This window comes from Pseudomonas putida, from assembly GCF_002741075.1.
Classification (GTDB): domain Bacteria; phylum Pseudomonadota; class Gammaproteobacteria; order Pseudomonadales; family Pseudomonadaceae; genus Aquipseudomonas; species Aquipseudomonas putida_T.
The window spans coordinates 4,751,922-4,763,933 of the sequence record NZ_CP016634.1 but is presented as its reverse complement, the minus strand read 5'-3'; the positions used below and the strand labels follow the sequence as shown (position 1 = coordinate 4,763,933).

9 protein-coding genes are annotated in these 12,012 nt (G+C 64.0%); 1 reads left to right on the top strand and 8 read right to left on the bottom strand.

Annotated features, from left to right (window positions below; translation table 11 throughout):
* Positions 1–8 precede the first annotated feature (8 nt).
* From IEC33019_RS22235 to IEC33019_RS22225, 3 genes are read right to left on the bottom strand one after another with little or no spacing between them, the layout of a single operon-like run.
* On the bottom strand, positions 9–281 hold the full coding sequence (locus IEC33019_RS22235; protein ID WP_070091933.1) for a phosphopantetheine-binding protein: 273 nt from the start codon (positions 279–281) through the stop codon (positions 9–11).
* A complete protein-coding gene (locus IEC33019_RS22230) occupies positions 250–1,068 on the bottom strand; it encodes a lysophospholipid acyltransferase family protein (protein ID WP_070091932.1) in 819 nt (272 codons plus the stop codon). The genes IEC33019_RS22235 and IEC33019_RS22230 overlap by 32 nt, the downstream gene beginning before the upstream one ends.
* Positions 1,044–1,760 (bottom strand): beta-ketoacyl synthase chain length factor, encoded by a 717-nt coding sequence (locus IEC33019_RS22225; RefSeq protein ID WP_070091931.1) that lies wholly within the window; start codon positions 1,758–1,760, stop codon positions 1,044–1,046. Before IEC33019_RS22225 ends, IEC33019_RS22230 begins: the two co-directional genes overlap by 25 nt.
* Before the next feature lie 307 nt (positions 1,761–2,067).
* Between IEC33019_RS22225 and IEC33019_RS22220 the strand changes: the two genes are divergently transcribed.
* Complete coding sequence (locus IEC33019_RS22220; RefSeq protein WP_099593922.1) at positions 2,068–2,841, top strand: ParA family protein; 774 nt, start codon at positions 2,068–2,070, stop codon at positions 2,839–2,841.
* On the opposite strand, the gene trxC is transcribed toward IEC33019_RS22220, so the two are convergent.
* The 5 genes from trxC to betA all read right to left on the bottom strand — a co-directional run bounded on the left by trxC (position 2,838) and on the right by betA (position 11,998).
* Positions 2,838–3,275, bottom strand: a complete 438-nt coding sequence (gene trxC / locus IEC33019_RS22215; protein WP_070091929.1) for a thioredoxin TrxC — start codon at positions 3,273–3,275, stop codon at positions 2,838–2,840. The two genes, IEC33019_RS22220 and trxC, sit on opposite strands and share 4 nt — an antisense overlap.
* 49 nt (positions 3,276–3,324) lie before the next feature.
* Positions 3,325–4,785 (bottom strand): protein adenylyltransferase SelO, encoded by a 1,461-nt coding sequence (selO, locus tag IEC33019_RS22210; protein ID WP_070091928.1) that lies wholly within the window; start codon positions 4,783–4,785, stop codon positions 3,325–3,327.
* 162 nt (positions 4,786–4,947) lie between these two features.
* Positions 4,948–8,256, bottom strand: a complete 3,309-nt coding sequence (gene mscK / locus IEC33019_RS22205) for a mechanosensitive channel MscK (RefSeq protein WP_070091927.1) — start codon at positions 8,254–8,256, stop codon at positions 4,948–4,950.
* Positions 8,257–8,291: 35 nt separating this feature from the next.
* Positions 8,292–10,034, bottom strand: coding sequence for a potassium/proton antiporter (locus tag IEC33019_RS22200; protein ID WP_070091926.1), 1,743 nt, complete (start codon positions 10,032–10,034; stop codon positions 8,292–8,294).
* A 266-nt stretch (positions 10,035–10,300) separates the two neighbouring features.
* Entirely contained in the window at positions 10,301–11,998 is a 1,698-nt protein-coding gene (betA, locus tag IEC33019_RS22195) for a choline dehydrogenase (RefSeq protein WP_070091925.1), read from the bottom strand.
* Positions 11,999–12,012 lie beyond the last annotated feature (14 nt).

Sequence of the window (12,012 nt, the reverse complement as noted above, 5' to 3'; positions counted from 1 at the left end):
GTGCGGTCTCAGGCGGCCTGACGGGCAGTGACGAATGCTGCCAGGGTGGTGATATTGGTGAAATGGGAGCGGGTGTCCTTGGCGTCGGCATCGATCTTGATCCCGAACCGTTTCTGCAAGGCAATGCCGAGCTCCAGGGCGTCCACCGAGTCCAGGCCCAGGCCTTCGCCGAACAGGGGTTGCTGGTCATCGATGTCCTGGACGGCGATGTCTTCCAGCCCCAGGGCGTCGATGATCAATTGCTTGATATCACGGTGCAGGTCTTGCTGTGGATCGCTCATCTTCGGCGAGCTCCTTGATGAAATACTGATGCAGGTAATCGTTGAGGAGGCGAGACGCAACCGGCGCCGGGCCCAGCCTGGCGAACGAGACAGGGTCGATATCGGCACCGACATGCAGGTGAAAATGCACACGTCGGCGCGGAATGCGGTACCAGGGCTCATGTTTGGTCAGCGTGGTGGGGCTGACGCTGATGGTCACGGGTGTGATGATTTTCGCACCGCGCAAGGCGATCGCGGCGGCACCGCGATGAAAGGCCGGGGCCTGGCCGGGGGGCGTGCGGGTGCCCTCGGGGAAGATGATCAGTGGCTGGCCCTGGCGCAGGGTCTCGGAGGCGGTCTCGAGCATTTGCATGCTGCCATCGTTGCCGATGTAGCGGGCCTCACGTACCGGGCCGCGGGTGAAGGGGTTGTCGAACAGGCTCTGCTTGACCACGCAATTGGCGTTGCGGGCCAGGCCGATGAGGAACACCACGTCGATCAACGAGGGATGGTTGGCGATGATGAGCTGCCCCGGTCGGCCCAGGCGCTCGGCGCCGATGACCTCGTAGGTGAGCACGCCGCTGACCTGCATGAAGCGAATGAACCGCCAGAACAGCCAGCCGATGGTGCGGCGGGCACGGTGCTGGTGGCGTTGGACGCCACCGGGCAGGCAGGCGAGCAATGGAAACACCAGCACGCGCAGACACAGGCTGCCCACACCGAACAGGGCAAAGCTCAGTGCGGTCGCCACCAGGCGCCAGGGGTAGGCATCCCGGGGCTTGTTCACGCGAGCCGCTGCCAGTTCCATGAGCGTTGCTTTCCTGGGTGGGTGAGCGTGGCCTGGTCGACGAGCAGGGCGCGCAGCCAGCTCAAGGCATTGGGCAGATCGCCGGGCGCGGTTTCGCTGCCGGGTGTCAGGTCCAGTTGCCATTGCTCGCCAGGGGTCAACAGAAGGCCCAGGGCGTAGGAGAACGGCACATCGTCGATCCAGGGCCGATAGGCCGCTGCTGGCAGTTCTTCGGCGACGATCAGCAGCACGGCTGGTGCGCCTTCATCGAGCAGACCGGCCGCCTCGATGATGCCATGTTCGAAACCGTCGCCGGCCGCGGCCAGGGCGGTCATTTCGCACGTATGCCCGCGTAGGATCGACCACAGGCCGATTACCGCATTGTGCACGCAGAGGCTGAACTGGGTGGGCGAGAGCGGCTCGCCTTGGGCGAGGTCGCTGAGGATGGAGAAGGTGCGCGGGGTTTCACCATGGCGCGAAACGTACACCAGCGGCAGCGATTCGTACCTGTCGGCAAGTGGCCAACCCACGGCGAACGCCATGCGGGCCAAGGGGCTCAGGCGCCGGCGCTGCATGGCCGGCAGAAAGGACACGTCCGGCACCTGGCTGTCGTCTGGCGATAAGGGTTCTCCGTCGGCCCACGTACGCCAGTCGGCAGGCGTGTGCAGGCCAGGGGCCCAGGCGCGCCATTGGCTGATGTTGAAAGTGATCACGATGTGGTTGTTTCCCGCCCTGGGGCGTCCTTGGCGTCGGAGTGGCTCGGAGCGGCCTGAAGGATTCACACTCGCCGAGTGGCGCGCATTATCCCGGTGCAGGCGACCGCTAGCAAATACGCCTTGGACAATGACGAATGGCACAACGCTCTGGCTAGTCGGCCAGCTCCGATCGTTTACCCGCGGTTTCCGATGAACGGTTAAGAAGCTTATCGGCACCTGGGTAGGAAAGGTTGAGCGGGCGGTACTGGTCATTGTCGCTCGCCGGACACATACTCGGGCATTCGTTGATACACGGAGGTCTTCCATGCGGCGCGTGGTGTTCAATCAGAAAGGTGGCGTGGGCAAGTCGAGCATCGCCTGCAACCTGGCAGCGGTCAGTGCCAGTGAAGGCTATCGGACCCTGTTGATCGACCTGGATGCCCAGGCCAACTCCACCCAGTACCTCACCGGGCTGACCGGCGAGGACATTCCCATGGGCATCGCCGATTTCTTCAAGCAGACCCTCTCCAGCGGGCCGTTCGCCAAGAAGAACAAGGTCGATATCTACGAAACGCCGTTCGACAACCTGCATGTGGTCACCGCGACCCCCGAATTGGCCGACCTTCAGCCCAAGCTCGAGGCCAAGCACAAGATCAACAAGCTGCGCAAACTGCTCGATGAGCTGGACGAGGACTACGAGCGGATCTACCTCGATACCCCGCCTGCGCTCAACTTCTATGCGGTTTCTGCGTTGATCGCTGCCGATCGCGTGCTCATTCCCTTCGATTGCGACAGTTTCTCGCGTCAGGCGCTGTATGGCCTGCTCGCCGAGATCGAGGAGCTCAAGGACGACCACAACGAAGACCTGTTGGTCGAAGGCATCGTGGTCAACCAGTTCCAGTCACGCGCCAGCCTGCCGCAGCAGATGCTCGATGAACTGCTGGCCGAAGGCCTGCCGGTGTTGCCGGTCTACCTGGCCAGCTCGGTGAAGATGCGTGAATCCCACCATGCCAGCTTGCCGCTGATCCACCTGGAGCCTCGGCACAAGCTGACCCAGCAGTTCGTCGAGCTGCACGCGCTGCTCGAAGAGAACGCCTAGTAGACTCCCTGGCTGCGCAGCCACTCCAGCAATGACTGGAGTGGGAACGCGCCGGCCTGGCGGGTGACTTCACGACCGTTCTTGAACAGGATCAGACTGGGGATCGAGCGGATGCCCAACTGGCCGGCGAGGTTGCGGTTGGCCTCGCTGTCCAGCTTGGCCAGGCGGCAGCGCCCGGCGAGCTGGCGGGCCGCTTGTTCGAACACTGGGGCGAAGGATTTGCACGGCCCACACCAGTCGGCCCAGACGTCCAGCAGCAGGGGCAGATCGCCCTTGATCTGGCTGGAGTAGCTGGCTTCGGTGAGTTCGAAGGGAACGCTGAGCAGCACATCATGCTTGCAGCGCCCGCATTTCGGGGCGTCGCCCAGACGCTCGGCGGGCAGGCGATTGAGGCCGTTGCAGTGGGGGCAGGGGATCAGCATTGGGTCGGACATGGTGTTTCCTCTTGAAGTCTTGCGCGCCTCTTGTAGGAGTAGGTGATCGTCAGGATGAGCAACTGATTTCCAGGTGCTTGCCCCACTCGGGCGGGCGCTCGGCGTAGGCCTGCATCCCGGGTTGTTCCTCGAATGGATTGCTCAGCACCTGATGCAACCGCCGCACTTCGCTGTAATCCCCGGCCTCGGCCGCTTCGATGGCTTTTTGTGCCAGGTAGTTACGCAGAATGTATAGCGGGTTGACCGCATGCATGCGCGCTCGCCGACCTTCGGCGTTGGCGGGCTCGCGCTGGCAGCGGGCCAGGTAGTCATCGGCCCAAGCGTCGAAACCGGCCAGGTCGATGAAGTCGTCGCGCACCACCTTGAGGGCGTCGGCCACGGGTTGCTCGCCGAGCTTGCGGAAGAACAGGGTGTAGTCCACGCCGCCGCTCTGCATGCGTTGCAGCAGGCGCTCCACCAGGGCCATGTCGCCGTCCTCGGCAGTCGTGAAACCCAGGCGCCGGCGCATCAGGTCCAGGTAGTGGGCCTGGTACAGCGGCAGGAACAGGCCCAACGCTTCCTTGAGCGGTTCGACCTCGATCACGGTGGTCAGGGCTTGGGCCAGGGCGCTCAGGTTCCAATGGGCGATGGGGACCTGGTTGGCGTAGCTGTAGCGGCCCCGGTCGTCAGAGTGGTTGCAGATGAAGTTGGCGTCGAAGTCGTCGAGGAAGGCGTAGGGGCCGAAGTCGAAGGTGATGCCCAGGATCGACATGTTGTCGGTATTCATCACGCCATGGCAGAAGCCATAGGCCTGCCAGCGGGCGATCAGCTCGGCGTTGCGTTCGACGATGGTGCGGAACATGGCCAGGTAGGGCTGTTCGACGTCCCGGCATTCGGGATAGTGCTGTTCCAGCACGTGGTCGATGAGTTGACGCTGCTGCTCTGGCTGGCGGGTGTAGTAGAAGTACTCGAAGTGACCGAAGCGCACGTGGCTCTGGGCCAGGCGCAGGAGCATGGCCGCGCTCTCGCGGGTTTCGCGCCACACCGGGGTACTCGAGCCGATCACGCACAATGCGCGGCTGCTGGGAATGCCCAAGGCCTGGAGCGCCTCGGAAGCGAGGAACTCGCGGATCGAGGAGCGCAGCACGGCGCGGCCATCACCCATGCGCGAGTAAGGGGTCTGGCCGGCACCCTTGAGGTGCAGGTCCCAGTGCTCGCCGGCGTCGTTGAGCACTTCGCCAAGCAGCAGGCCACGACCGTCGCCCAGGCGCGGGTTGTAGGAGCCGAACTGGTGCCCGGAGTAGACCATCGCCCGCGGCTCGGCCTCTTCCCACAGCTTGTGGCCACTGAACAACTCGGCGAACACCGGCAGTTCGGCCTGGGCCGGGTCGAGGTCGAGCAGGGCCATGGCCGATTCGCTGGCGACCACCAGGCGTGGCTCGGCGATCGGGTCGGGCAGTACCTCGGTGGAGAAGGCATCGCCCAGACGGGCGAAGCGGTTATCGAAGGTGAGTTGATCGAGGGCTTTCACGGGCCTGCTCCGAAGGTCGGTGTATGGGGGCCGCTGTGCGGCCCTTCGCGGGTAAACACGCTCCGGCAGGTCCAGCGCTGTGCCTGTAGGAGAGGGCTTGTCCCGCGAACGAGGGCGTGGCCCTCGCAAGGGTTGTCCACAGAATAAAGTATTCGAGTGCACTCAGGCCGGTGCAGTGCCATCGGGTTTCGGATGCTCCACCGGAATCAACTGCTGCTTGCCGCCTTGCCTGTCCATCAGGAACACCTCGACCTGGCGCACCGAGATCTTGATGTTGTGCGCCTTGAACTCGCGGTTGATGTAGCGGTTGATCTCATCCAGCGTCGGGTTGCGGTCGCCCAGGTCGCGTACGTGCATGCGCAGTTCGTGGTCCAGCGAGCTTTCGCCGAAGTTGAGGAAGTACACGATCGGCTCGGGGTCCTTGAGCACCCGTGGGTTCTCATGGGCGCCCTTGAGCAGCAGCTCGCGCACCAGGTCCAGGTCCGAGCCGTAGTCGATGCCTAGCTTGAGGGTGACGCGGGTGACGGTGTCGGTCAGCGACCAGTTGATCAGCTGGCCGGTGATGAAGGTCTTGTTGGGGACGATGATGTCCTTGCGGTCGAAGTCGGTGATGGTGGTGGCGCGAATGCGGATCTTGCTCACCGTGCCGGACAGGTTGCCGATGGTGATGGTGTCGCCGATGCGTACCGGACGTTCGAACAGGATCATGATGCCAGAGATGAAGTTGGCGAAGATCTCCTGCATGCCGAAGCCCAGGCCCACCGACAGGGCCGCCACCAGCCATTGCAGCTTGTCCCAGCTCACCCCGAGGGTCGACAGGGTGCTGACGATGCCGACGCCGACGATGGTGTACGACAACAGCGTGGTCGTGGCGTAGGCGCTGCCCTGGGCCAGGTTCAGGCGCGACAGCACCAGCACCTCCAACAGGCCTGGCAGGTTGCCGGCCAGGGCGAAGGTGATGCCGACGATCACCAGCGCGCCGAGCAGGTCGCCCAGGCTGATCGGCACCATGCTGGCCGCCGCACCCGTGCCGCTGGTGTACTCGTACAGGGTGAAGTTGTTGAGGTAGGCGAAGACCGAGATCAGGTCCGACCAGACCCAGTACAGGCCGGCAATGAAGCCGCCGAGCAGGGCCAGGCGGATCAGGCGCAGGGACTGCTGGTTGACCTGTTCGATATCCAGGGTTGGCTCTTCGACGATCACCTCGCCGTCCAGCCCCTCCTTGGCGGCCTGGCGTTTGCTCAGGGCGCGCTGGTAGGCCAGGCGCCGGGCCGCAACCGAGAGCCCGCGGACGAAGGCCGCCTCGATCACCAGCCAGAACAACAGCAGGTAGAGGGTGTAGATGAGCCGGTCGGTGAGCTTGAGGGCGGTGTAGTAGTAGCCGAAGCACACGGCCACGAACAGCGCGATGGGCAGGGCCGTGAAGGCTACCCCGACCGCTCTGCGGAACAGCGAGGCGTCCCGGTGCGCGGGGCTGCTCAGCAGCAGGCGGCTGAGCAACCAGGCCATCAGGGCATAGCAGGTCAGCACCACGCCGATGCCCAGCACGTCATCGGCCAAGGCCGACGGCTGGTGCTCGGCCACCGCCACCACGCCCACCAGGGCCAGCACCACGGTGCCCAGCCGGCGGACCCAGCCACGCAGGAATTCGACCTGCGGCTTGTGCCAGCGGAAGTGGATCTCGGCCACCCCACCCGGCGCGAGGATGCGATAGGCGGTGTAGAACACCAGCCAGGCCTGGGCGATCTGCCACAGGGCGGCGCCCAGGTTGGCGTTCTGGCCGCGGGCGTCGATCTGCAGCGCATAGCTGCCCAGGGCCAAGGCCAAGGCAACCGGCAAGGCAAGGAGAATGTTGATCAGGATCGCCTGGGGCGTGTGCCACTGGCTGTCGCGACGGAAATGGCCAATGTCCTGGTGAACCTTGCCCAGGCGCTGATACAGGTACTTGCGTCGCCACAGCAGCGCGCCGATCACCAGCAGCAGCGGCAGGAACAACAGCGGGCGCTGCGCCAGGCCGTCGGTCAGCTCCTTGAGGCCCGAACCCCAAGGCAGGTTGGCGATCTGGTCGGCAAGCCGCTCGGGCACATAGCTCAGCCATTCCCAGTCCAGCGGCTTGTTGCTGGGAATCCAGAACATCTGCTCTTCCAGGGTGGTGCGCAGGCTCTGGGCGGTGCTCAGCAGTTGCTTCTGGTTCAGTTGCAGCGTGATGGACTCGTTGAGCAGCGCTGAAAGCTCTCGGTTCAAGCGCTCGAGCAGGTCGCTGCGGGTGATCACTACTTCGAGCAGGGCCTTGCGCAGCTGTGGCGTGGCCTCTTCCTCGGGCTGGGCGGCCAGCAGCTTGTCGACGTAGACCGAGGGGCTGCTCATCTGCTCGCGCTGCTGGTTGATCTCGAACTGATAGAGGCGAATGTCGGCGATCTGGTCAGCCAGGTTGCGATCGACCTTAAGGTGCGGCAACGCCTGCTTTTGCTTGTAGAGGATCTTGGACAGCAGCAGGCTGCCCTTGAGCACGTCGATCTGCTCGTCCAGCGCTTGGTCGGCCTGGGTCAGACTGTCCAGTTGCTGCTTGGTACTGAGGTTCTGCTGAGTGACCTCGTTGAGCCGGTCGGTGCTCTTGAGCAGGTAGTCGGAAAGCTTGACGTTGGCGGTGCTCTCGGTGGCCAGCAAGGTGCTGCTGCCGGCCTTCTGGGCTTCGAGCGATTGCTGGGTGACGGTCTGCTGGGACTGGGCCAGGCGCTTGTCGTTGATCAGTGTCTGCAGCTCCTGGATTTCCTGTTCCAGGCGCGCGGCACGCTCGATCAGCAGGTCATGGCGGGCATTGCCCAGATCCTGCAGTTGGCTGTTGCTGGTCATCTCCTGGCGACGCAGGGCCATGCGCGCATTGAGCGAGGCGAGTTCGGCATTGAGCTGGTTGCGCTGGTCGGCGGAGATCGGCTTGCCGCCATCCTTGCCCGACTTGAGGCTGTTGTTGATCTGCTGGATGCGGGTCTGGCTGCTGCTGATCTCGGCCTGGGCCCGCTCAGGGCGGGTCTGGGAGTTGATGATCAGGCTGTTGGCTTCGGACAGCGCTTTTTGCAGTTCGCCTTGCTGGGTGCTGCGCTCGCTGAGCATCTGCTCGAGCTGCGGGACAGCGAGGTTGGCGTAGCGCTCGGCCACTGGCAGGGTCTTGCTTTGCTTGAGCTTGGCCAGTTCGCGTTGACCGTCACGGATCTCGTTGGGCGCGCTAGCCAGTTGCTGCTTGAGCTCGGCGAGTTTCTTCTCGCTGTCTTCCTTGCTGGCGAGCAGGGCCAGGGTCTGCTCGAGCACTTGTTGCAGGGCCTTCTGCTCGGCTTCCGGGAGTTTGCGCTCGGCGATCTTGTCGAGGCTGTGCTGGACGCTGGCGGTGGTCGGGGCCTCGGCCGCCGTGACGGCGAACGAGAGGGACAGACACAGCCCGAGCAGGGCTGCGCGGAGGGACTCACGCAGGGACATAGGCAGAATTCTTGCGAAACGAGGCAAATCGGAGTTTAGAGGAACAACCCAGGGCCGGGTCGAGTTCCTTCGGGGAATCTGACGCCCACTTTCTGGATCTTGTTCCCGTCCATGGTCGCCACTGTCCAGATCGTACTGTTCCATTCGACCTGATCGCCCACTACTGGAGCGCCTCCGACCTTCTGTCGGATGAACTGCGCCAGCGGCATTTTCGCGTCCAACCCGTCGAGTTTCAGGCCATAAAGCGCAGCCACTGCGCCGAGCTCGGCATCGCCTTCGAGGACGAAATCGCCGAAGAAACGCAAATCCAGCCCGCGTTGTGGCGCCTGGCTGAACAGCTTGCCCAGAGCCGGCAGGTTATGTTCGTGGCCTATCACGCACAGCATGTCGCCCACTTCCAGTACGGTGCTGCCCGAGGGGTGCAGCAGTTGCTCGCCACGAAACAGCGCGGCGATCCGGGTGCCTTCAGGCATCTTCAGCTCGCGCAGGGCGGCGCCGATGCACCATTTTTCGGCACCCAGGCGATAGACGAACAGCTCCCACTCGCTGGTGATGTGCACCTCCAGGGCCGAGCGGGAAATCGGGGCCGGGTCCGGTGGTACGGTGACTTTCAGCAGTTTGGCCATCCACGGCAGGCTGGTGCCTTGCACCAGCAGCGACACCAAGACGATGAAGAACGCCAGGTTGAAGAACAGCTGGGCGTCCGGTAGCCCTGCCATCAGCGGGAACACGGCAAGAATGATCGGTACCGCGCCGCGCAGACCGACCCAGCTGATGAAGGCTTTCTCGCGGCCATGGAAAGCCTTGAATGGCAGCAGGCTGGCCACTACCGACAGCGGGCGCGCGAACAGGATCATCCACAGCGCCAAGCCCAAGGCGGGCAAGGCGATCGGCAGCAGGTCGTGCGGGGTGACCAACAGGCCCAGCACCAGGAACATACCGATCTGTGCCAGCCATGCCATGCCATCGAGCATGTGCAGGATGCCGTGGCGGCTGCGGATCGGCCGGTTGCCCAGCACCAGGCCGCACAAGTAGACCGCCAGGAACCCGCTGCCGTGCAGGGCGTTGGTCAGCGAGAACACCACCAGACCACCGGCAATGACCAGGATCGGGTACAACCCGCCAGCCAGGTTGATGCGATTGACCAGTTGCAGCATCAGCCAGCCGCCGCCCAGGCCCAGCAGGCTGCCGATGCCGAATTCGCGCACCAGGTGGGTCAGCAGGCTCCAGTGCAGGCCGGTCTGGCCGCTGGCGATCATGTCGATGAGGGTGACGGTGAGGAACACCGCCATGGGGTCGTTGCTGCCTGACTCGATCTCGAGCGTCGCGGTGACCCGCTCGTTCAGGCCCTTGCCCCCGAGCAGGGAGAACACCGCCGCAGCGTCGGTGGAGCCGACGATAGCGCCGATCAAAAGGCCCTGGATGAGGCTCAGGTCGAACAGCCAGGCGGCGATCATGCCGGTCAGCCCGGTGGTGATCAGCACCCCCACCGTGGCCAGCGACAACGCCGGCCAAAGCGCCACACGAAAGCTCGCCACCCGGGTGCGCAGACCGCCGTCGAGCAGGATCACGGCCAGGGCCAGGTTGCCCACCAGGTAGGCGGTCGGGTAGTTGTTGAAGATGATGCCGCCACCATCGACCCCGGCGAGCATGCCGACGGCGAGGATGATGACCAGGATAGGGATGCCCAGGCGCGATGACAGCGAGCTGACCAAGATACTTGCCCCGACCAGCATTGCGCCGATCAGGAACAGGCTGTTGATGGTGCTCGCATCCAAAGGCAGTACTCCGGTACATCGCGGGGAAAAAAGGACGTGTTAGCGTTGACTAGCAGGTCGCGTGCCAATCGATTCTAACCTGATGAATTGGCAGCCTGTAAAGCGTTTCTGAAAATGAAAAAGGCACCCTGGAGGGTGCCTTTTTCGGTGTTGCCAGTACGGACGCTATCGCGGGACAAGCCCGCTCCTACCGGAAGAATCACAAGGCCCGAGAGCGATGAAGTGCCGGTGGGAGCGGGTTTACCCGCGAAAAGGTCAAAACAGGATCAAGCCTGCTTCACTTCACGCATCGCCTTGCCTTTGACCGGGGCACCGTTGGCCACGTAGTACTTGGCGGTGCTGCGCGGCAGCGGCTTGCGGCCACGGATCTTGTCCGAGATTTTCTCGGCGATCATGATCGTGGTGGCGTTGAGGTTGCCCGTGATGATGATCGGCATGATCGACGCGTCGACCACACGCAGGCCCTGCATGCCATGCACGCGGCCTTCGCCATCGACCACCGCCATGTCGTCGGTGCCCATCTTGCACGAGCAGGATGGGTGGAAGGCGGTCTCGGCGTGCTCGCGGATGAACTTGTCCAGTTCCTCGTCGGTCTGCACGTGCGCGCCCGGGCTGATCTCGCGACCACGGTACGGGTCCAGCGCCGGCTGGGCCATGATTTCGCGGGTCAGGCGGATACCGTCGCGGAACTCCTGCCAGTCCTGTTCGGTGGCCATGTAGTTGAACAGGATGCTTGGGTGTTGGCGCGGATCCTTGGACTTCAGCTTGATACGGCCGCGGCTTGGCGAGCGCATCGAACCCATGTGGGCCTGGAAGCCGTGTTCCTTCACGCCGTTGGAGCCGTTGTAGTTGATGGCAACCGGCAGGAAGTGATACTGGATGTTCGGCCACTCGAACTCAGGACGGGTGCGGATGAAACCGCCTGCCTCGAACTGGTTGCTCGCACCGATACCGGTCCCTTTGAACATCCACTCGGCGCCAATGGCCGGCTGGTTCCACCACAGCAGCGATGGGTACAGCGAAACCGGCTGGGTGCACGCATATTGCAGGTACAGTTCCAGGTGGTCCTGCAGGTTCTCGCCAACGCCTGGCAGGTCGTGGACGACCGGGATGTCCAGGCTTTCGAGCAGCGCGCGCGGGCCGACGCCGGAGCGTTGCAGCAGTTGCGGCGAGGCGATGGCGCCGGAGCTGACGATGACTTCCTTGCGGGCGCGGGCTTCGACGCGCTCCTCGCTGTCACCGACCAGATAGGTCACGCCAACGGCGCGCTTGCCGTCGAACAGCACACGGTCGGTCAGGGCGTGGGTGACGATGGTCAGGTTCGGACGCTTCTTGGCCTGGTCCAGGTAGCCGCGGGCGGTGCTGGAGCGGCGACCTTGCTTGGTCACGGTACGGTCCATCGGACCGAAGCCTTCCTGCTGGTAGCCGTTGAGGTCTTCGGTGCGAGGGTAGCCGGCTTGTACGCCGGCTTCGACCATGGCGTGGAACAGCGGGTTGTTGCCGGCTTTAGGCGTGGTCACGCTGACCGGGCCTTCGCCGCCGTGATAGTCGTTCGGGCCGATGTCGCGGGTTTCGGCCTTGCGGAAATACGGCAGGCAGTCCAGATAGGTCCAGTCTTCCAGGCCTGGCAGTTTCGCCCAGCCGTCGAAGTCCATGGCGTTGCCGCGGATGTAGCACATGCCGTTGATCAGCGAAGAGCCACCCAGGCCCTTGCCACGGCCACATTCCATGCGACGGCCGTCCATGTGCGGCTCAGGATCGGTCTCGTAGGCCCAGTTGTAGCGGCGGCCCTGCAGCGGGAAGGCCAGGGCGGCTGGCATCTGGGTGCGGAAGTCGAAGCGGTAGTCCGGGCCGCCGGCTTCGAGCAGCAGGACGGTGACGCCGGCGTCTTCGGTCAGGCGGGTGGCCAGGGTGTTACCGGCCGAACCGGCACCGACGATGATGTAGTCGAATTCTTGGGACATTGGGAAGTACCCTC